Genomic DNA, 21,139 nt, shown 5'->3' on the forward strand with positions numbered 1-21,139 from the left:
AAAAATAATAATACTCAGTGCTCAATACTCAGTACTATATATGAATTATCAAGAAACTTTAGATTGGTTGTTTAACCAGTTGCCAATGTACCAAAAAGATGGTGCTAAGGCTTATAAAAAAGATTTGTCAAATACACTTTTGTTGATGGATTATTTAGGTAATCCAGAACAGCAAATTAAAGCTATTCATGTAGCAGGTACTAACGGAAAAGGGTCTACAAGTCATATGCTGGCTTCTGTTTTACAAGAGCAAGGCTATCAAGTGGGTTTGTATACTTCTCCGCATTTAATTGATTTTAGGGAGCGAATTAAAATCAACGGACAAGAAATTTCAGAGGGGTATATTGTTGATTTTGTAGCAAAACATAAAAGTTTTTTTGAGCAAAATGCTTTGTCCTTTTTTGAAATGACAGTAGGATTGTCTTTTGAATATTTTAAAGATTCAAAAGTGGATTATGTAGTCTTAGAAACAGGATTGGGAGGAAGGTTAGATTCTACCAATGTGGTGACTCCTTTGGTGTCAGTGATTACAAACATTGGTTTAGATCACACTCAGTTTTTAGGAGATACTTTACCTTTAATAGCCTCTGAAAAAGGAGGGATTATCAAACGCAATATTCCTGTAGTGATTGGAGAGTATCATGAGGAGACTTTTGAAGTTTTTGAAGGAATTGCGAATAAAAACAATGCACCATTATATAAAGCCTTTGATTTAGGAGAGGTATTATATGATTGTGAGTTAAAGGGAGAGTATCAAAAGTATAATTTAAAAACAGTTGTTAGAGCCTTGGAGGTTTTACAGGGCTTAGGAGTTGAGTTAACTGAGCAAGCTATAGAAAATGGATTGTCTAAAGTGATTCAGAATACAGGTTTGTTGGGGAGGTATCAGGTAGTACAAGAGTTGCCAAAACTGGTTTGTGATACAGGACATAATAAAGAAGGAATTGCTTTGGTATTGTCTCAGTTACTGGCAGAGGATTTTGAGAAATTACACATTGTTTTTGGAGTGGTAGATGATAAGGATTTAGGTAGTGTGTTACCTTTACTACCAAAACAAGCACAGTTTTATTTTACAAAACCTTCAATAGCAAGAGGTTTGTCAGAAGAAAAGTTAAAAGACATAGCAGAAGAATTTGGATTAGCAGGAGATACTTTTACAACCGTAGAACAAGCGGTGAATACAGCGTTGACAAATGCAAAACCACAAGATTTGATATATGTTGGAGGGAGTACCTTTGTAGTAGCAGATTATTTGAGTTTGATTATAAAATAATATTTAGAACCACCCGAATATCGCTCATCGAAACCCGCCAACCGAACATCGCCCATCGCCAACCGAATCCCGAACATCGAATATCGTAATCCGAACATCGCCCATCGCCAATCGTTCATCGAATCCCGATAATCGAAGACCGCTAACAATTTTCCCAAAACCTAGAGTAGAATCAGTTAAGCTAAAAAACATTATTATATATTTGTCGTTTATAAAACTAAAGACTTTCTATGAGAATTTTAATTACTGGAGCAGCAGGGTTTATAGGATATCATCTGTCAAGTTTGTTGTTGAGCAAGGGACATCAAGTAGTAGGAATAGATAATATCAATGATTACTACGATGTTAATTTAAAATACGCTCGTTTAAACGAATTAGGGATTCAAAGAGAATCTGCTTCGGAGTTTTTAAAAGAAGTAACTTCAGGAAAGACGAATAATTTCAAGTTCATAAGAATGAACTTAGAAGATACAGAGTCAATAAATCAACTTTTTGAAAAGGAAAAATTTGAAGTAGTATGTAATTTAGCTGCTCAGGCAGGGGTTCGTTATAGTATAGAAAATCCACATGCTTACGTAGAGAGTAATATTGTGGGCTATGTAAATTTATTAGAGGCTTGTAGAAATACAGGAGTAAAACATTTAGTTTATGCAAGTAGCTCTAGTGTTTATGGATTGAACTCTAAAATTCCATTTTCTACAGATGATACTGTCGATACTCCAATTAGTTTATATGCGGCTTCTAAAAAAAGTAATGAGTTAATGGCTCACACGTATTCTCATTTATTTGGGTTTGCTACAACAGGTTTGCGTTTCTTTACTGTTTATGGACCATGGGGTAGACCAGATATGGCAGCATATTTATTTGCTGAAGGAATTAGAAACAATCAGCCGATTAAGGTGTTTAATCATGGAAAAATGGAACGTGATTTTACCTATGTTGGGGATATTGTAGAAGGGGTGATGAGGATTATAGAAGGAGAAGTAGATACCAGAAAAGAAAAAGGAGAGTTATATAAAGTATACAATATTGGAAATAATAATTCTGTAAAATTAACGGAATATATAGAGAATATTGAAAAGAACTTAGGGAAGGAAGCAGAGAAAATCATGATGGATATGCAACCTGGTGATGTCGCAAAAACTTGGGCTGATGTTTCTGCTCTAATCAAAGATTATGGATATAGTCCGAACACTTCTGTTGAAGAAGGAGTGAAGAAATTTATTGATTGGTATAAAAAATATAATAATTTAAAATAATAGCTATGGGGAATAATATTATCAATGTTGTTTTAAGTGGTGGAGTAGGTTCAAGATTATGGCCTATTTCTAGAAAAAATAGCCCTAAACAATTCATTCAAATTTTTGAAAAAAAATCCTTATTTCAATATACAATCTTGAGAAATAAAAAATTGGTAAATGACTATATGTTAGTGACTAATGAAAGTCAATTAACAATGGCGATTGATCAATCAAAGGAGTTAGGAATCAATATTGATAAAAAGATTATTGAGTCTGTAGGAAGAAATACAGCTCCGGCTATTACTTTGGCGGCATTGAGTTTAAACCCTGAGGATATTATGTTTATTACTCCCTCTGATCATATGATTGGAGATGAAAAGGAGTATAAGTTGGCTGTTAAAAATGCGATTAGATTGGCCAAAGAAGGAAGTATTGTAACTTTTGGAATACAGCCTTTAAAACCAGAAACAGGTTATGGTTATATTGAGTATGATGAGGAAGATGTAAAATCATTTAGAGAAAAACCAAATCAAGATTTAGCAATAAAGTATATCCGTTCAGGTAATTTCTGTTGGAATAGCGGAATGTTTTGTTTTAAGGCGTCTGTTTTTTTAGAAGAGATAAAAAAATACCAACCAGAGATTTACGAAGCTTCAGTACTTGCTTATAAAAACAGTACAGATGGCTTTGTAAAAAAGGAAGATATGGAGAAGATTCCTGAGGACAGTATTGATTTTGCTGTTTTAGAAAAGTCTAGAATTATCAAAATGGTAAAGTCTCACTTTATATGGTCTGATTTAGGTTCTTTTGATTCTTTGATTTCTTACGCGAAAGATTTTCAGAATGATGAGTTGTTTGAGATGGTAAAAGGAGAAAATATTGTAAATTCTTATGCAATGTGTTCAAAACCTGTATATGCAACTAGAGGAATTGATCATATTGTATTGATAGAAGCAGAAGATTGTATATTGTTGATTACCAAAGACAAAAGTGAAGAGGTAAAGCAGATACGTGAGTTTGCTGGAAGTAGAGATGAAAATTTATTGTAATTTTTTAGAAATAAGTGTTTGACAAATGAAATAAAGTTCTATATTTGCACCCGCTAAGGGCAATTAGCTCAGTTGGTTCAGAGCACCTCGTTTACACCGAGGGGGTCGGGGGTTCGAATCCCTCATTGCCCACAAAAGGTTTCCTTAGTACCTTCAAAAAAAATTAGGGCAATTAGCTCAGTTGGTTCAGAGCACCTCGTTTACACCGAGGGGGTCGGGGGTTCGAATCCCTCATTGCCCACCATAAAAAACCTATTCGTTATCGGATAGGTTTTTTTTATTTTCCACACCGCTCCTCAAGCTCGAAAATCGATAAACGATAACCGAACATCGTAAATCGCCCATCGCAAACCGATCATCACACATCACTAATTTTCTTCGCAATATTAGGTATTCCTTCCGGCTCTTTTTCTATATTTGAAAGTTCATGGTTTATTGGTAATATATCGTGAGTCAAACAACGAAGAAGCCTGTATTGAGCTTGTCGAAGTAAACATCGCAACCCGAATATCGCCAACCGATCATCGCTAGCGGAACATCGATCATCGCTAGCCGAACATCGAAACCCGAACATCGAAACCCGAACATCGAAACCCGAACATCGAGTAGCCTGTGCAGAGCTTGTCGAAGTAGAGTCGAGATGCAAAACATAACATAAAGAAAAACAAACCCTCAAAGAACAAAGGAGTAAAAAATGAAAAAAAACTTTGCCTTAATAGGAGCTGCAGGATACATTGCTCCAAGACATTTAAAAGCTATTAAAGACACTGATAATGTCTTGTTGGCTGCTTTGGATAAGAATGATAGTGTCGGAATAATAGATTCATATTTTCCGGAGGCTTCATTTTTTGTTGAGTTTGAAAGGTTTGATAGGCATGTAGAAAAATTAAAAAGAGAGCAAGGGTTGCAGTTGGATTATGTGAGTATTTGTACACCAAATTATTTACATGATGCGCATATTAGAATGGCACTAAGGTCAGGGGCAAATGCAATTTGTGAAAAACCATTGGTGTTAAACCCTTGGAATATTGATGCTTTACAGGCGATTGAAAATGAAACAGGTAAAAAAATATTTACCATTCTTCAGTTGAGACATCATCAAGCAATATTAGATTTGAAGGAAAAGGTTGAGAATGCACCTAAGGATAAGGTGTTTGATGTAGATTTAACTTATTTAACTTCTAGAGGTAAGTGGTACTATGCTTCTTGGAAAGGAGAACAATCAAAGTCTGGAGGGATTGCATCAAATATTGGTGTTCATTTTTTTGATATGCTAGGTTGGGTGTTTGGTGAGTTAAAAGAAAACTTAGTTTACGAACATGCCCATGATAGAGCATCTGGTTATTTGGTTTTTGAGAAAGCAAGAGTCAAGTGGTTTTTATCTATTAATTATGATTTAATTCCTGAGGAAATAAAAGAAAAGAATCAGAGAACTTATAGATCAATAACAGTAGATGGTGAAGAGGTTGAGTTTAGTGGTGGGTTTACAGAATTACATACAGAGAGTTATAAGCACATTTTAGCGAATAATGGTTTTGGTTTAGAAGAGGCAAGAACGTCTATTGAAATTGTGCATGAAATCAGAAATTCAGAAATAGTGGTGCCTAAAAATGACAAAGTACATCCGATGTTTTATAAACAAAAAACCAAGCATCCTTTTGATTTATAGGTGTTTTTAGGGAAGATTTTGATGGAGTTGATTAGTAATTTTTAGTGTTTTTAACATATGTTATCGAGTTTTAATTTATATTTGCGCTTTGGAAAAAGAAAATGATAAAATGACAATAGGGGTAATAGGTTTGGGATATGTGGGGTTGCCTTTAGCAAGACTTTTTTCAACCCAATATGCTACAGTAGGGTTTGATATAGATAAAGAAAGAGTTTCTGAATTAAATCAAGGTGTCGATAAGACCTTAGAAGTAGAAAGAGAAGCGCTACAAAAAGTACTTTTACCTTCAGTTTTAGAGGTAGAAAGGTCAACAGGTCTTTATTGTACATCAAAACTTAATGATTTATCCAATTGTAATTTTTATGTAATTACAGTACCTACACCAGTTGATAAAAATAATAGGCCCGTATTAACTCCATTAATCAAGGCAAGTGAAACTGTAGGGGCAGTGTTGAAAAAAGGAGATATAGTGGTGTATGAATCTACAGTATATCCTGGGGCAACCGAAGAAGATTGTATTCCTGTTTTAGAAAAGGTTTCTGGTTTAAAGTTTAATCAAGACTTTTTTGCGGGTTATTCCCCAGAGCGAATCAATCCAGGAGATAAATTGCACACTGTAGATAAGATATTAAAAGTAACTTCAGGTTCTACTCCAGAAATTGGAGAAAAAATAGATAAAGTTTATCGTTCGGTAATTTCTGCCGGAACACATTTAGCACCTACCATAAGAGTAGCAGAAGCCGCTAAGGTGATAGAAAATTCACAAAGAGACATCAATATTGCTTTTGTTAATGAATTGTCTAAAATATTCAATTTAATGAATATTGATACGAGTGATGTTTTAGCAGCTGCAAGTACCAAATGGAATTTTTTACCTTTTAAGCCAGGTTTGGTTGGGGGACATTGTATAGGTGTTGACCCGTATTATTTAGCCCAAAAGGCTCAAGAATTTGGTTATCATCCAGAGATTATTTTAGCAGGGAGAAGGATGAATGATAGTATGGGATCTTATGTTGCTGCACAAGTAGCAAAGCTAATGATTCATCATGATTTAAAAGTAAAAGCTGCCGAAGTGTTGGTGTTGGGAATTACTTTTAAAGAGAATTGTCCTGATGTAAGAAATACAAAAGTGGTGGATGTAGTAAGAGAATTACAAGACTATGGGATGCAAGTAGAAATATTTGATCCATTGGCTAACCCTCAGGAAGTTGAAAGGGAGTATAGATTAAAAATACTTGATACAAAACCAAGTAAAAAATATGGAGCGATTGTTTTGGCAGTAGCACATCAAGAATTATTGAGTTTGGATTTAGAAAGTTTGTTGGTACAAAATGGAGTGGTATATGATGTAAAAGGAGTATTACCTAAAGAAAAAACCAACGGAAAATTATAAAAACGAAAGGATCTAAGCCTATTTATAGAGATTAAGAAAAAGAATTGTATAAAAAATAAATCGACCATCGCAAACCAAATATCGAATAACGATCACCGAACATCGATAACCGATAACCGATAACCGATAACCGAGAATCGCCAATCGAAACCCGAATATCGAATATCGCCAATCGAATAACGAACATCGAAGTAAAGTCGAGATGCAAAAAATAAAAAAATAAAAAATGAACATTACAGTAGTAGGAACGGGATATGTAGGACTAGTTACTGGAACTTGTTTTTCTGAAATGGGAAATAAAGTAATATGTATTGACATAGATGAAAAAAAAGTTGAAGCATTAAAAAAAGGAATTATTCCTATTTACGAGCCTGGTTTAGAGCCATTGGTAAAGAAAAACGTAGAATTAGGAAACCTGACTTTTAGTACTGATATAAAAGAAGGTTTAGAAAACTCAGAAGTAGCTTTCATTGCTGTTGGTACTCCTATGGGAGATGATGGTTCTGCAGATTTACAATATGTATTGGCGGTAGCTAAGCAAATTGGTGAAGAAATGACAAAACCTTTAGTGGTAATAGACAAATCTACAGTGCCTATTGGAACCGCAGATAAAGTAAAAGCAACTATTAAAGCGGCACTAGATAAAAGAGGAGCAGATATTGAATTTCATGTAGTGTCTAATCCTGAATTTTTAAAAGAAGGAGCAGCTGTAAATGATTTTATGAAACCAGACAGAGTTGTGATAGGAGCAGAAACCGAAGCAGCTTTTAAAGTGATGAGAAAGTTATATGCAACCTTTACACATAATCACGATAGATTGATAGAGATGGATGTGCGTTCTGCAGAAATGACCAAGTATGCCGCAAATGCAATGTTGGCAACTAAAATCTCTTTTATGAATGAGATTGCAAATATTTGTGAAAAGGTTGGGGCAGATGCCAATAAAGTGAGAATTGGAATTGGTTCTGACAATAGAATTGGGTATAGTTTTATTTATCCAGGAGCTGGATACGGAGGTTCTTGTTTTCCTAAAGATGTAAAGGCCTTAAAGAAAATAGCAGAAGAAAATGGATACAAAGCTAAATTGATTACTTCTGTTGAAGAGGTGAATGATGCACAAAAAGTGGTCATCTCAAATAAAGTCATTGCTAGATTTGGTGAAGATTTATCAGGATACACCTTTGGTGTATGGGGATTATCTTTTAAACCAGGAACGGATGATATGCGTGAGGCACCAGCCATTTATGTAATCAAAGAATTGGTGAAAAGAGGAGCAAAAGTAAAAGCTTATGACCCTAAAGCCATGCATGAAGCACAAGTATTTTATTTAAAAGGAGTGGAGAATGTAGAGTATGTGTCTTCTAAATACAAAGCTTTAGAAAATGCCGATGCGATGATTTTATTAACAGAATGGAAAGAATTTAGATCTCCTGATTTTATGGAAATAAAGACTTTGTTAAACTCGCCTATAGTATTTGACGGTAGAAATCAATATGGAGTGTTTGAAATAGAAAAAGAAGGATTTGAATATTATCAAATAGGAAAAGCATAACCGAAACCCGACCATCGATCATCGCCAATCGCCAATCGCTAATCGAAACCCGACCATCGAAACCCGCTAAAACGAACAACGAACAATAAAAAGACCATGATAAATTATCCAATTAAATTCACTCCTATTCTTAAAGATAAAATTTGGGGAGGAGAAAAATTAAAAACTGTATTAAATAAAGAGACATCTTTAAATAATGTAGGAGAAAGCTGGGAATTATCTTCTGTAGATGGAGATATTTCTGTAGTGGCTAATGGAGTTTTAAAAGGAAAAAAATTAACAGAATTACTAGAGACATACCAAGAGCAATTGGTAGGGCAAAAAGTATATGGAGAATTTGGAAATAAATTTCCGTTGTTATTTAAGTTTATTGATGCTAAAGAAAATTTGTCTATTCAATTACATCCAAATGATGAAATAGCTAAAAAATTACACAATTCTTTTGGGAAAACAGAAATGTGGTTTGTGATGGATGCTGATAAAAACTCAGAATTAAACATCGGATTTTCTGAGGCTATGAATCCAGAAAAATATAAACAAGCAGTTGAAGATAAGAAAATATTAGACAAACTAAATTTTGAAAAAGTAACCAAAGGAGATTCTTTCTTTATTAAAGAAGGATTGGTTCATGCCATTGGTGCAGGTTGTTTAATTGCAGAAATTCAACAAACTTCTGATATTACTTATAGAATTTACGATTGGGATAGGGTAGATGATCAAGGAAATGAACGTGAATTACATACCGAATTAGCTTTAGAGGCTTTAGACTATGATGCTGTTGGAGCCAATAAATGTAAATATGATGAAGAGGTAAATCAGCCTTCAAACATTGCTTCTTGCGAATACTTTACAACCAATTATGTTAAAGTTAATAATTTGTTTACGAGAGATTTATCTGAAGTACAGTCGTTTGCCGTGTATATTTGTGTTGGAGGACAAGGAACCATTGAAATAAATGGAAATACAGAAGAAATAAAAAGAGGAGAAACAGTTTTGATTCCTGCCAATACTCAAGAATTAGTAGTAAAATCAGAAGGAATAGAATTATTAGAAGTGTATATCAAATCATAAATGGAAAAGAAAAACTTAATCATATTTGGAACTAGACCAGAAGCTATAAAAATGGCTCCACTGGTAAAAGAATTTTTAAAAAATAATGCTTTTGAAACAAGAGTGTGTGTAACAGCACAACATCGTGAAATGCTAGATCAAGTATTGTCTTTTTTTGAGATAGTACCTAATTATGATTTAGATTTAATGAAACCCAATCAAAATTTGTATTCTTTAACAGGAGACATTATCAATGGCTTAAAACCAATTTTGGAAGATTTTAAACCCGACTATGTATACGTTCATGGAGATACAACCACTACCATGGCAGCTAGTATTGCAGCTTTTTATTCTGGAGCAAAAGTATGTCATGTAGAGGCAGGCTTAAGAACATTTAACAAGAGAGCCCCTTTTCCAGAAGAAATAAATAGAAGTATTGCAGGACGTGTTTGTGATTATCATTTTGCACCAACAATCACTTCTAAAAACAACTTGATAAGAGAAAATATTGCTGAGAAAGATGTCTTAATTACCGGAAATACAGTTATTGATGCCCTACAGCATAGTGTAAAAAAGGTAGAGGATTTAGAGGATAAAGAAATTACTTTCCTAAAAGAAACTATAAATCTTTCTAAGCGAATAATTTTGGTAACAGGTCATAGACGAGAAAATCATGGACAAGGGTTTATCAATATTTGTTCAGCTCTAAAGCAAATAGCTGTAGAAAATCCAGACGCAGAAATTGTGTATCCAGTACATTTAAATCCAAACGTACAAAAACCAGTATATGAATTATTAGATAAAGTAGAGAATGTTAGGCTAATCGCTCCTTTATCATACCCTGCGTTTGTTTGGTTAATGAATAAATCATATATCATCATTACAGATAGTGGAGGGGTACAAGAAGAAGCTCCTAGTTTAGGAAAACCAGTTTTGGTAATGAGAGACACTACAGAAAGGCCTGAAGCAGTAGAAGCAGGAACGGTTATTTTAGTAGGAACAGATACACAGAAAATTGTAGAGGAGGCAACAGCTTTACTAAGTAATAAAGAAAAATATAACCAAATGAGTGCTTTACACAACCCTTATGGAGATGGAAACGCTTGTAAAAGAATTGTTGAATATATAGAAAACTTAGGATAACCGCATACTGATTACCGATTGTCGAAACCCGAACAACGAAAATCGAAAATCGCTCATCGAGCGGAGTCGAGATGCAGAATAAAAAACAAACACCTAAATTAGAAGGAAAGAACAAAACAAAAGATATGAAAAATCCAGAAGTAGTAATGATAGGTTTAGGGTATATTGGTTTGCCAACAGCAGCTTTGATTGCAAGTAATGGAACCAATGTATATGGGGTAGACATCAATCAAAAAGTGGTAGACACCATCAATGCAGGTAAAATTCACATTGTAGAACCTTCATTAGATAAAGCAGTGGCAACTGCAGTGGCTAATGGGAATTTAATGGCAGCAACAACTCCGGTTGAAGCGAATACCTATTTAATTGTGGTACCAACACCTTTTAAAGGTAAAAATGAGCCAGATATTTCTTTTGTTGAAGCAGCAACCCAAGCTGTTATTCCTTTGTTGAAAAAAGGAGATTTATACATCATAGAATCTACTTCTCCGATAGGGACTACAGAAAAAATGAGAGCTTTAATTCATAGTGAACGCCCTGAATTAAAAGATGAAATATATATGGCTTATTGCCCTGAAAGGGTGTTGCCAGGTAATGTGATGTACGAATTGGTACATAACGATAGAGTAATTGGTGGAGTAAACCAAGCTTCTACAGAAAAAGCGATTGCTTTTTACAAAAATTATGTAAAAGGAGAATTACATCCAACCAACGCACGTACAGCAGAGATGTGTAAGCTAGTAGAAAATTCTTCTAGAGATGTACAAATAGCTTTTGCAAACGAATTATCATTAATCTGTGACAAAGCTAATATCAATGTATGGGATTTAATTAATTTAGCCAACAAACACCCTCGTGTAAATATCTTACAACCAGGTTGTGGGGTTGGAGGACACTGTATTGCGGTAGATCCGTATTTTATTGTGTCAGATTATCCTATGGAGTCTAAAATTATTGGAACAGCTCGTGAGGTAAATAATTATAAATCATTTTGGTGTGCAGAAAAAGTGCAAACAGAAAAATTAAAGTTTGAACTAAAATATGGTCGTAAGCCAACTATCGCTTTAATGGGATTGGCATTTAAACCAAATATTGATGACTTACGTGAGTCTCCAGCAAAATACATTGCTCAAAAAGTATTACAAAACGACAACAATGGCGAATACTTTATTGTAGAACCAAATATAGACTCACACAATGTTTACAAATTAACACCATATCAGCAAGCTGCTGAGAAAGCCGATATTATTGTGTTATTAGTGGCTCACAAAGAATTTAAGGAATTGAATTTTGGAGCAGATAAAGTGATTTTAGATTTTTGTGGGGTAAAAAAAGTAAAATAGGTGTTTAATAAATATTTATGTTAATATTTTATATAGTTTCATTTTTTACCCTAACAGTATTAGTTGTTCAAAAACAATTTTTTACGTTATATTTTTTATATACGTTAATTTGGACAATATCAGTGCTGTTACTTCCATTATTTTCGACTGTATTAAGACATAATATTTCGGAAGATTTAGCCTATTTTCTCAATTTTCATTCAATATTTGGTTTGATAGTTTATTTTATTTTTGGTTTTTTAAAAAAAGAACATAAGGTAGAAGAACGACAAAAAATGAAAAAATTATACTTGAAATGGGTAAGAAGAGTGATTCGTATTTCCTTTTGTTTAACAATAGTTTTTGCAATAAATATATTATCTAGATATTCAAATTTATTGATAAATAATCCTTGGGTACTTAGAGAAATGTATTTTAACGGAGATATTAAATTGTTTCCTTCAATTAGTTATACATTAATATTTTTATATTTATCTGCTTTTTTAGGGAGTTCGGTTTTGTATTTTAGAGAAGATGTAGGTAGGAAGATATATTATTTACCCATAATATCTTCTATAATATTTGCAGTAGTTTATATAGGGAGGAATGAATTTGTAAAAATATCACTAATTTATTTTATAGCCATTTTATTAAAAAACAAAGAAATATTTTTATTCAAATCATTAAAAAAAATATTTGCTATTCTTCTTATTGTTATAGGTGTTTCAAGTATTCTAAAAAAAGGTAGCCATATAGGAGGTGAGAATCTTATTCATAATACACTGTTAAATATAGGTTCTTATGGAAGTGGAAGTTTGTTAGTGTTTGATATATTTACCCAAAGAGTAAATAGAGATATAGATTTTGGATATGGAGAGTATACCTTTTATCCTGTTTTCAGGAGACTAGCAAGTATTGGCTTTTATAGAGCAGATTTTAAATTGTCTTATATGGATGATTTTGAGTCTTTTATAAATACGTTTACCTATCTTAGACCTTTTTATAGTGATTTTGGTTGGTTTGGAGTGTATGTATTAAGCTCTTTTTTTTTAATGATAATAATTTATTTTACCCAAATAGATAGTAAGCCTAAATCAGTAAAAAAATACTTAGTCTTTATTTCTTTATATCCTGCTGTTTTATTTAGTATACAAGGCTTAGAGTATCAAACAATGGAGTATTTCACAGCTATTCTATTAGCTTTATTGTTGAATTTTGTTTTTAAATTTAAGTTTTTATGAAAGTTTGTATTGTTTTTGATACACTTAGTGGATATCAAAATAAAGGAGGTGCCGAGGTACAACTAGAAAAAACCATTGAAGTTTTAAAAAAGAACAATATAGAGGTTGTTTTTTATGATAATAGTCCGGATACTATTATATCTTGTGATATTGTTCATTTTTTTAAATCATTGTCATGGTATTGGCCTATTGCATCATTTTGCATAAAACATAATAAGCCATATTTTGTGTCGTCAATTTTTTTTATAACGGATAAGTATAATTTAGTTCAATTTTATATAGCAAAAAAAACAAAATTATTAGGCGCACTCACGGTCTCTAATATTATTCGTTTATGGTCTAATGCTGCCTATGTACTTCCTAATACGACATCAGAAGAATCACAAATTTTAAATTATGCAAATGCAAGAACTAGTATAGTTAGAAATTGTATAGATGAAGAATATATTAATGCTGCAGTAGATAAGACTTTGTTACCAGATAAAATTAAAATTTTAAAAGGGAATTTTGTGCTAAATATTGGGAGAATTGAAGAAAGAAAAAATCAATTACGTCTAGCTATTGCTTGTGAAAAACTGAGTATCCCTCTTGTTTTAATTGGCCCTAATAATAAAGATAATTACTATGATAAATTAATGGAGTTTGATAATGTTATTTATCTAGGTGAGATTTGGAATACATCTGTTAAGAAAACAATTATTAATGAATGTAGATTGTTTGCATTACCATCATTACTAGAAACTCCAGGTATTGTTGCTATTGAAGCTAAATTCTTGAGAAAGAAAATTGTAATAACACAAGAAGGGATTGGTACTGGTTATTTTGATGATTATAAAGAAATACAAACAATAAATCCTCATAGCGAGAATGAGATATATTCAGCAATAAAAAATATGTTAGTTGAAACAAAGGAGTCAATCAATGAAGTTGAAGTGCCTACATATGAGAAAGAGATATATAAAATAGTTGAGTTTTATAATAAATGTTTAAATACAAATATATGATTAGTGCAGTAGTTTTAGTATATAATGAAGAGGAACGTATTGTTTCTTGTTTAAAAGCACTAAAGTGGTGTAGTCAAATAATTGTAGTTGATATGTCTTCAGAAGATAATACAGTTGAATTAGCTAAATCTTTAGGTGCTGAGATTTGTATTGTTGAGAAAGAAAATAATTTTGATCTACTTAGAAATGTGGGAGTAGAAAAAGCAATACATGATTGGGTATTAATGGTTGATGCAGATGAAATTATTCCTTTAAAGTTAGCTAACTGGATTTTGACAGAACTAAAAGATCCTAAATTCGATGTTTATAGACTTTCTAGACTAAATTATATATTAGGAGAACCAATGAAAGGAAATGGTGTTTGGCCAGATTATCAAATAAAGCTTTTTAAAAAAGGTGCTTTAGAGATAGCTGGTACTATTCATAATTTTATTAAAGTTGAGAAAGACTCTTTAATTTTTGATATACCAAATAACGAAGAAGATATGTATATGTATCATTTTACGACGAATTCATTAAATGTTTTCTTAGATAAAATGAAAAACTATACGGAAGTTCAGGCGGAAAATGAACAAGGAAATAGAAACCCCTTTTATGTCTTTCTAAAAGAATTTCTTTTTAGATTTTTTAGAACTAAAGGATTTAAAGATAAAAATGGTTTAAATTATAGTGTGTTGTTAGCAATATATAAAACAGTAATTGTTTTAAGAACTAAATACCAAAAACAATATGATTATAAAAGTATAAAAAGTGATTTGCTAAAACAATATGAATAAAATGAATATAGCTATTATATCTTATGGTAGAGGAGGAATGCTACATTATGCTTTAGATTTGGCTTCAATTTTAGAGAGAGAAAATAACATATCACTTTTTACTACTGAAGATGTCTCGGAATATCTAATAACTGACAGAATAAAAATTATTAAAGATGTTAATTTAAAGAAGTTTAATTCAGCAAAACAAGTTTTAAAGAAGTATCCAAATTTTGATATTTATCATTTTACTGCTTTCCATCCATCTATATACTCGTTAATTTTTACTAGGAAAATTAGACTACCTAATGTTGTTTTTACAATACATGATTGTAATATACATCCTTACAATTTTAAATTATTAAAGCGTTTAAAATTAAAATTAGTATATAATAAATTTTTAATGAATATTCTTTTAAATAAAATGGGGATGAATTTATGTCTAAGTACTTATGTAGCAGGTCAAGTAAATCAAAAATATGGGGTAAATCCATTGGTTGTGAGGTTACCAAATTTTTCAGATAAATTTAAAAGTATATCTAAAGTAGAAAAACATTATTTTCCAAAAATCAATATTTTGGTTTTTGGAAGTATAGAAAAGTATAAAGGAATTGATAAAGTAATAGCTTTAATTAATTATGTTAATGAAAATAGTATACCCAATATCCATTTTACAATTGCAGGTAGAATTTCAAAAGCATACACAGGAGTTTTCGAAAAATTAAAAAACACTAAAATTTATGATAGATATATATTAGATAGTGAGATAGATATGTTTTTTAGCAATGCTGATTTTTTAATTGCACCTTATAATGAGGTTAGTCAATCAGGTGTAGTTAGCTTAGCTTTAGATTATCATGTACCAATAATAGCTTCAGATATTGGGTCTTTTAGTGAATACATCAAGCCAGAAAATGGTGCTTTGTTAATAAAAATGTGTCCTGACTCCATTTTAAATGCTATTAAAGAAATTAGGAAAATAAAAGAAAAGAGTATTGGAAATATAGAGTTACAAAGGACTACACAGTTTAAAAAATATAATAATATCTATGAAAATATTATAAAAGGAATTAATGAAACAGATTAAAAAAAATTATATTTTCCAAGTACTATTACAGGTAATAAATTTTGTACTTCCTTTAATTACAGTTCCTTATGTAGCTAGAGTTTTAGGGCCTGAAATAATTGGAAAAGTTAGTTATGCTAATTCTTTAGCGTATTATTTTTATATAATTGCTAGCTTAGGTCTTAATGTATATGCGTCACGTGAAGTGGCTTATAATCAAGGGGATAATTCAAAAGTGAGTAGTGTGTTTTCTAGTGTTGTTTTTTTAAAAACAGTTATTTTAATACCGTTAGCAATTACATATTTCGCTATAGACCAAAGTTTAATATGGTTAATTACTTTTGTGAATATTCTGTATTTGTTCATGGATATATCGTGGTTTTTTCAAGGAATTCAAGATTTTAAAATACTCTTTTTACGAAATATTATTATCAAAGTATTATCAGTAGTGTTAATTTTTACATTAGTGAAAAGCACAAAGGATATTTACTTATATGCTTTGATAATGTATGGTAGTTCATTAATTGGTTTATTGTTGTTAATACCAAGTCTTAAAAAACACATAGATTTAAATGTTTTTTATAGTAATTTTTTTAAACTAAAAAATTTTAATTATTTATTACTTTCCCTACCCTTATATATTCCACAATTAGGTATTGATATATATAATAGTATTGATAGATCTTTTATTGGGTATATGGTCAATGAAACAGAAGTAGGGTATTATGAAATGTCGCAGAAAATAGTGAGAGTATTCTTGATATTGATTACTTCATTAGGTACTGTTTTAATGCCGCAAATAGCGAGCATGATTAAATCTGGTAAAGAAATCAAAACTACCATAGATAAATCTATAGGCTTTACTTTGTTTCTTACATGTGGAATAGTAGGATTATTGTTTTCTTTGTCAGATTTTATTGTTACTTTCTTTTTAGGAGAGCGCTTTATTCAATCTATTAATTTATTAAGAATTTTATCATTTATTTTATTGCCAATTTCTATAGGTTCTATTATTGGTACTCAATATATGTTGCCTATAGGAATGGATAAACAATATAAAACACCTGTATTGATAGGTGTAACTGTTAATATTATACTTAATATTATTTTAATTAGTGCTATTTCAAGTAATGGAGCTGCAATAGCTTCAGTTATATCAGAATTTTCGGTGATGTCAACAATGATTATTTTAACATTTAAAAAAATTAATTTTTTAAAATTAATAAATAAACACAATCAGTTTTTTATTGCATCTGCTTTGTCAATAATTTTATCTTTGATAATTAAGATATATATGAGTATTAACATTTTTAATATTTTGTTTTTGAGTAGCATTTACGTTTTTGTTTATTTAATATTAAGTTACTCTCTAAGTACTTTTTTTAAGAGGCAAATAAAATCCATTAAATTTAAACATTAAAAGAATCATGATTATAATAGATATGAGTGCAATAAAGGCAGGAGGTGGCTGTCAACTAGCATTAAATTATATTAATGAATTATCTACTGGAAAATTTATAATTCAAGAAAAACTAGTTTTTTTAATCCCTAATATAGGACCGTTATCTAATTCATTAGATAAAAAATACTCAAATTTGAAGTTTGAAATAGCACATACTGATATGTTTTTCAGAAGATTTTTCTTTGAAAAAATAACATTAAAACGTATTTATAAGAAGTATAATATTGATACTATATATACTTTTTTTGGAGCTGGTTTGCCACATTCAAATTCAATTAAATCAATTGTAAGTGTTGCGTATCCTATTATTTGTTATGACGAAAGCGCGTTTTGGAAACATATACCTGTGAAATTAAAAATTAGACAAAGGATAGTTAATTATTTAAGAATAATGAGACTTAAAAAAGCAGATTTAATCATAGCTGAAACAGATGTTATGAAAAAAAGGTTGGTTAAAAAAATTGAATTTCCTAATGATAATATTTTAGTCTGTCCTCCTTCTCCATCAGGGTTTATTAAAGATGTTTTGAGTGAATATCAAATAAAGGAAGTACCTAGTTTTTTAATTTTAAGTGGCTGTAGCCATCATAAAAACTTATGGCGTTTACCAGAGTTAGTTGAACAATTGTCTAAGACTATTAGTTTTAAATTAATTATTTCTGTAGAGGAACATGATTTTATAAAATTATTGACTAGTGTTAATTTAGACTGTAATCTTTTAGCTAAATATACTGAGTATAAAACATTTTTTGAGTTTAAAGGTACTGTAATGCCTAATGAAATTGAGAACCTTTATAGTAGTTGTGATTTCTTACTTTCTTTAAGTGACTTAGAGAGTTACAGCAATAATTATATGGAGGCATGGAAAACTGGTACGCCTTTAATAGTTTCTGATTATGATTTTTCAAGAGAGATTTGTAGAGAAAGCGCAATATATATAGACCCACATGATGTTATAAATACAAGTAAAATTATATATAAGTCTATTAAAGAAAAAGAATTAATAAATAAGATGATTTTAAAAGGTAAAGAATATTTAAATGAATTACCTACTCGTGAAGAAAGAGTCAATCAGATTAATACACTAATATCATAATTTTCATGAAGCAAATAAAGAGTTTTTTAGTTTGTACTTATGAAAGTGTTTCTTTTCTAGTATTTTGTCTTCCGAGACATAAAATATTTAATGTTATAAAAAGTAATTTTTTAAGAATTCAAGGAGCAACCGTTGGAAATAATATAACATTTTATCCAGGTGTCAAAATAAATCCTTGTTTTAATATAAAATTAGGTGATTATGTTGACCTAGCTTGGGGTGTTATTATAACAACAAAGGGAGGTGTTGATATTGGAACTAGGACTCTTATTGGATATAGGACACAAATTTTATCAGCGAATCATACTTTCCAATTAATAAAAAAAGAATATTTGATGCTGGTCACACACCTAAAAAAGTAAAAATAGGTAATGATGTTTGGATTGGAGGCAACTGTGTTATTGTTGCAGGCGTTACTATTGGTGAAGGTGCGGTTGTTGCAGCAGGAAGTGTGGTGACTAAAGATGTCGATCCGTTTACTATTGTTGGAGGTGTACCTGCAAAAATTATAAAAAAAAGAAGTTAAAATTTAGACATGAAACAAATCATACAAGACCTTAAAAAAGGAGATACCATATTAGAAGAAGTACCAGTTCCGAGAGTAAAATCAGGTGCTGTTTTGATAAAAACTACCAAAACATTGGTTTCTTTAGGAACCGAAAAAATGTTGGTGGAGTTTGGAAAAGCAAACTTTATTCAAAAAGCAAAACAACAACCAGACAAGGTAAAAATGGTGATGGATAAAATAAAAACAGATGGTTTAAAACCTACCTTAGAAGCTGTTTTTACTAAACTAGGACAACCATTACCTTTAGGGTACTGTAATGTAGGAGAAGTAGTAGCAGTAGGGAAAGGGGTTACAGAGTTTAACATTGGAGATAGAGTTGCCTCTAATGGAAACCATGCAGAGTATGTATTGGTGCCTAAGAACTTAGTAGCTAAAATTCCAGAAAATGTAAGCGATGAAGAAGCGGCATTTACTGTAATTGGTTCTATTGGTTTACAGGGGATTAGATTGTTGAAACCAACTTTTGGAGAAACCATTGTAGTGGTTGGTTTAGGGTTAATAGGTTTGGTAACAGCAGAACTATTAAAAGCGAATGGATGTAATGTGATTGGTTTTGATTTTGATCCTGAAAAAATAAAAATAGCCAAAGAAAAAGGAATTATAGCTATCAATCCAGCTGAAGGTACAGACCAAGTAAAGTTTGTAGAAACATATACCAATGGTATTGGTGCTGACGCTGTTATTATAACAGCTTCTAATAAAAGCAACGAAATTATTTCCCAATCGGCTAAAATGTGTAGAAAATTAGGACGTGTAGTTTTGGTAGGTGTCATTGGTTTGGATATTAGTAGGGCTGATTTTTATAACAAAGAAATTACGTTTCAAGTATCTTGTTCTTATGGGCCTGGACGTTATGATGAGGAATATGAAAATAAAGGAAATGACTATCCAATAGGATATGTACGTTGGACAGAAAAAAGAAATTTTGAAGCCGTTTTAAATGCCATTTCTAATGGTTCTTTAGATGTAAAACCATTAATTACAGAGAGAATCCCTTTAGAAGATTATCAAACAATTTATGGAGACATGGGAGCTTCTAAATCCATTGCGTCTATTTTAGAATACAATGCTACAGAAAAACCTGTATCTACAGTAGAAATAACGGCAAAATCTTTTGAAGGTAAAAAAGGTGTTATTGGTATTGTAGGAGCAGGTAATTTCACAAGTTCTACACTGTTGCCTAATATAAAAAAAAATGGAGGAGAGATTAAATATATAGCAAGTTCGGGAGGATTGACATCAACAACGATGGCTAAACAATATCAGATTGCTAATTCAACAACCAATTACAAAGAAATTTTAAAAGATGCCGATACCGATTTAGTATTGATTACAACCAAACACAATATGCACGCATCTATGGTTTTAGAAACTATTAAGGCTGATAAAAGTGTGTTTGTAGAAAAACCTTTGGCATTAACTGCAGAGGAGTTAAATGAAATTGTAAAAGAATACAACCAACGTAATGTGAGTATTTCTGTAGGCTTTAACAGACGCTTTGCTCCTTTGGCAAAGCAAATGAAAAAAGTTTTAGGAAAGGACAATGCTCCTATGAATATCGTAGCGACTATGAATGCCGGTTTTATTCCTGCAGAAGTATGGGTGCATGATATGGAAGTTGGTGGTGGTAGAATTATTGGAGAAGCATGCCATTACATGGATCTTTGTACTTATTTTACAGGTAGTAAAATTGTAGCAGTATGTATGAATGCCATGGGAAAAAATCCTCAAGAGAATACAGATAATGCAAGTATTTTGTTAAAATACGAAAATGGATCTAATGCGGTGATTAATTATTTTGCCAATGGTTCTAAAGCATATTCAAAAGAAAGAGTAGAGATTTTCTCTCAGGAACGTACCTTAATTATGGACAACTGGAGAAAGTTAAATGCTTATGGATTTAAAGGGTTTTCCAAAGCGTCTTCTAAACAAGACAAAGGGCATTATAATCAGTTTAACGAATTAATAGCACAACAACAAGCAGGAGGGGAACCTATTATTCCTTTTGACGAAATTGTGAATACTACAAAAGCTTCTTTTGCAGCGATAGAATCACTGAAACAAGGAACATGGATAGAAGTAAAATAAAATTATTAATTCATACCATTAAGTATCTAAAGCCTATACAAATTTACTATAGGCTTTATTACTTTGTAAGAAATCGATTTTTTAAAAAAAAATACTCAAAAAAACTTCAAGAGGAGAATTATACTATAGTTTGGAAAGATGATTTATCAAATGTTAATAGTTATTTA

At 31.3% G+C, this 21,139-nt stretch carries 17 protein-coding genes, 2 tRNA genes and 1 pseudogene; all 20 read left to right on the top strand.

Annotation, left to right across the window (positions count from 1 at the left end; all coding sequences use genetic code 11):
• Positions 1-40 precede the first annotated feature (40 nt).
• The 20 genes and pseudogenes from AXE80_RS01000 (at position 41) to AXE80_RS01090 (ending at position 20,972) form a co-directional block, all read left to right on the top strand.
• Positions 41-1,273 carry a bifunctional folylpolyglutamate synthase/dihydrofolate synthase gene (locus tag AXE80_RS01000; RefSeq protein ID WP_068824060.1) on the top strand — a complete coding sequence of 411 codons (1,233 nt, stop codon included), beginning with the start codon at positions 41-43 and terminating at the stop codon, positions 1,271-1,273.
• Positions 1,274-1,503: 230 nt separating this feature from the next.
• On the top strand, positions 1,504-2,532 hold the full coding sequence (locus tag AXE80_RS01005; RefSeq protein WP_068824061.1) for an NAD-dependent epimerase: 1,029 nt from the start codon (positions 1,504-1,506) through the stop codon (positions 2,530-2,532).
• A 5-nt stretch (positions 2,533-2,537) separates the two neighbouring features.
• Positions 2,538-3,563, top strand: coding sequence for a mannose-1-phosphate guanylyltransferase (locus tag AXE80_RS01010; protein ID WP_068824062.1), 1,026 nt, complete (start codon positions 2,538-2,540; stop codon positions 3,561-3,563).
• A 57-nt stretch (positions 3,564-3,620) separates the two neighbouring features.
• Positions 3,621-3,695, top strand: a tRNA-Val gene (locus AXE80_RS01015).
• Positions 3,696-3,729: 34 nt separating this feature from the next.
• Positions 3,730-3,807: transfer RNA gene (locus AXE80_RS01020), tRNA-Val, on the top strand.
• 450 nt (positions 3,808-4,257) lie between these two features.
• Positions 4,258-5,232, top strand: a complete 975-nt coding sequence (locus AXE80_RS01025) for a Gfo/Idh/MocA family oxidoreductase (protein WP_068824063.1) — start codon at positions 4,258-4,260, stop codon at positions 5,230-5,232.
• Between the two features lie 109 nt (positions 5,233-5,341).
• A complete protein-coding gene (locus AXE80_RS01030; RefSeq protein WP_068824064.1) occupies positions 5,342-6,625 on the top strand; it encodes a nucleotide sugar dehydrogenase in 1,284 nt (427 codons plus the stop codon).
• 226 nt (positions 6,626-6,851) lie between these two features.
• Positions 6,852-8,177, top strand: a complete 1,326-nt coding sequence (locus AXE80_RS01035) for a UDP-glucose dehydrogenase family protein (protein ID WP_068824065.1) — start codon at positions 6,852-6,854, stop codon at positions 8,175-8,177.
• Between the two features lie 96 nt (positions 8,178-8,273).
• Entirely contained in the window at positions 8,274-9,248 is a 975-nt protein-coding gene (locus AXE80_RS01040; RefSeq protein WP_068824066.1) for a type I phosphomannose isomerase catalytic subunit, read from the top strand.
• Positions 9,249-10,370: a non-hydrolyzing UDP-N-acetylglucosamine 2-epimerase gene (wecB, locus tag AXE80_RS01045; protein ID WP_068824067.1), complete on the top strand. Its 1,122-nt coding sequence runs from the start codon at positions 9,249-9,251 to the stop codon at positions 10,368-10,370. It abuts the gene before it with no gap.
• 125 nt (positions 10,371-10,495) lie between these two features.
• Positions 10,496-11,713: a UDP-N-acetyl-D-mannosamine dehydrogenase gene (gene wecC, locus AXE80_RS01050; protein WP_068828580.1), complete on the top strand. Its 1,218-nt coding sequence runs from the start codon at positions 10,496-10,498 to the stop codon at positions 11,711-11,713.
• 17 nt (positions 11,714-11,730) lie between these two features.
• On the top strand, positions 11,731-12,933 hold the full coding sequence (locus AXE80_RS01055) for an O-antigen polymerase (RefSeq protein ID WP_083194435.1): 1,203 nt from the start codon (positions 11,731-11,733) through the stop codon (positions 12,931-12,933).
• Positions 12,930-13,937 (top strand): glycosyltransferase, encoded by a 1,008-nt coding sequence (locus AXE80_RS01060; RefSeq protein WP_068824069.1) that lies wholly within the window; start codon positions 12,930-12,932, stop codon positions 13,935-13,937. The genes AXE80_RS01055 and AXE80_RS01060 overlap by 4 nt, the downstream gene beginning before the upstream one ends.
• Positions 13,934-14,713, top strand: a complete 780-nt coding sequence (locus AXE80_RS01065; RefSeq protein ID WP_169816797.1) for a glycosyltransferase family 2 protein — start codon at positions 13,934-13,936, stop codon at positions 14,711-14,713. Before AXE80_RS01060 ends, AXE80_RS01065 begins: the two co-directional genes overlap by 4 nt.
• Positions 14,706-15,779, top strand: coding sequence for a glycosyltransferase family 4 protein (locus AXE80_RS01070; protein ID WP_068824071.1), 1,074 nt, complete (start codon positions 14,706-14,708; stop codon positions 15,777-15,779). The genes AXE80_RS01065 and AXE80_RS01070 overlap by 8 nt, the downstream gene beginning before the upstream one ends.
• Positions 15,766-17,178, top strand: coding sequence for an oligosaccharide flippase family protein (locus AXE80_RS01075; protein ID WP_068824072.1), 1,413 nt, complete (start codon positions 15,766-15,768; stop codon positions 17,176-17,178). Before AXE80_RS01070 ends, AXE80_RS01075 begins: the two co-directional genes overlap by 14 nt.
• 7 nt (positions 17,179-17,185) lie before the next feature.
• Positions 17,186-18,316 (top strand): glycosyltransferase, encoded by a 1,131-nt coding sequence (locus tag AXE80_RS01080; RefSeq protein ID WP_068824073.1) that lies wholly within the window; start codon positions 17,186-17,188, stop codon positions 18,314-18,316.
• 5 nt (positions 18,317-18,321) lie between these two features.
• The gene (locus tag AXE80_RS01085; protein ID WP_157359315.1) at positions 18,322-18,678 is read left to right on the top strand and encodes an acyltransferase; all 357 of its coding nucleotides are present in this window, start codon (positions 18,322-18,324) and stop codon (positions 18,676-18,678) included.
• Positions 18,679-18,680: 2 nt separating this feature from the next.
• Positions 18,681-18,836, top strand: a pseudogene (locus tag AXE80_RS14320) (DapH/DapD/GlmU-related protein); the annotation flags it as partial.
• A 15-nt stretch (positions 18,837-18,851) separates the two neighbouring features.
• Positions 18,852-20,972 carry a bi-domain-containing oxidoreductase gene (locus tag AXE80_RS01090; protein ID WP_068824074.1) on the top strand — a complete coding sequence of 707 codons (2,121 nt, stop codon included), beginning with the start codon at positions 18,852-18,854 and terminating at the stop codon, positions 20,970-20,972.
• Positions 20,973-21,139 lie beyond the last annotated feature (167 nt).

Source organism: Wenyingzhuangia fucanilytica (genome assembly GCF_001697185.1).
In the GTDB taxonomy this organism is placed as follows: Bacteria; Bacteroidota; Bacteroidia; order Flavobacteriales; family Flavobacteriaceae; genus Wenyingzhuangia; species Wenyingzhuangia fucanilytica.

Coding starts and splice junctions, on each gene's coding strand:
- AXE80_RS01090 (WP_068824074.1), top strand. CDS start 18,852: ATGAAACAAATCATACAAGACCTTAAAAAAGGAGATACCATATTAGAA.
- AXE80_RS01005 (WP_068824061.1), top strand. CDS start 1,504: ATGAGAATTTTAATTACTGGAGCAGCAGGGTTTATAGGATATCATCTG.
- AXE80_RS01075 (WP_068824072.1), top strand. CDS start 15,766: ATGAAACAGATTAAAAAAAATTATATTTTCCAAGTACTATTACAGGTA.
- AXE80_RS01080 (WP_068824073.1), top strand. CDS start 17,186: ATGATTATAATAGATATGAGTGCAATAAAGGCAGGAGGTGGCTGTCAA.
- AXE80_RS01085 (WP_157359315.1), top strand. CDS start 18,322: ATGAAGCAAATAAAGAGTTTTTTAGTTTGTACTTATGAAAGTGTTTCT.
- wecB (WP_068824067.1), top strand. CDS start 9,249: ATGGAAAAGAAAAACTTAATCATATTTGGAACTAGACCAGAAGCTATA.
- AXE80_RS01055 (WP_083194435.1), top strand. CDS start 11,731: ATGTTAATATTTTATATAGTTTCATTTTTTACCCTAACAGTATTAGTT.
- AXE80_RS01060 (WP_068824069.1), top strand. CDS start 12,930: ATGAAAGTTTGTATTGTTTTTGATACACTTAGTGGATATCAAAATAAA.
- AXE80_RS01040 (WP_068824066.1), top strand. CDS start 8,274: ATGATAAATTATCCAATTAAATTCACTCCTATTCTTAAAGATAAAATT.
- AXE80_RS01000 (WP_068824060.1), top strand. CDS start 41: ATGAATTATCAAGAAACTTTAGATTGGTTGTTTAACCAGTTGCCAATG.
- AXE80_RS01035 (WP_068824065.1), top strand. CDS start 6,852: ATGAACATTACAGTAGTAGGAACGGGATATGTAGGACTAGTTACTGGA.
- AXE80_RS01030 (WP_068824064.1), top strand. CDS start 5,342: ATGACAATAGGGGTAATAGGTTTGGGATATGTGGGGTTGCCTTTAGCA.
- AXE80_RS01025 (WP_068824063.1), top strand. CDS start 4,258: ATGAAAAAAAACTTTGCCTTAATAGGAGCTGCAGGATACATTGCTCCA.
- wecC (WP_068828580.1), top strand. CDS start 10,496: ATGAAAAATCCAGAAGTAGTAATGATAGGTTTAGGGTATATTGGTTTG.
- AXE80_RS01065 (WP_169816797.1), top strand. CDS start 13,934: ATGATTAGTGCAGTAGTTTTAGTATATAATGAAGAGGAACGTATTGTT.
- AXE80_RS01010 (WP_068824062.1), top strand. CDS start 2,538: ATGGGGAATAATATTATCAATGTTGTTTTAAGTGGTGGAGTAGGTTCA.
- AXE80_RS01070 (WP_068824071.1), top strand. CDS start 14,706: ATGAATAAAATGAATATAGCTATTATATCTTATGGTAGAGGAGGAATG.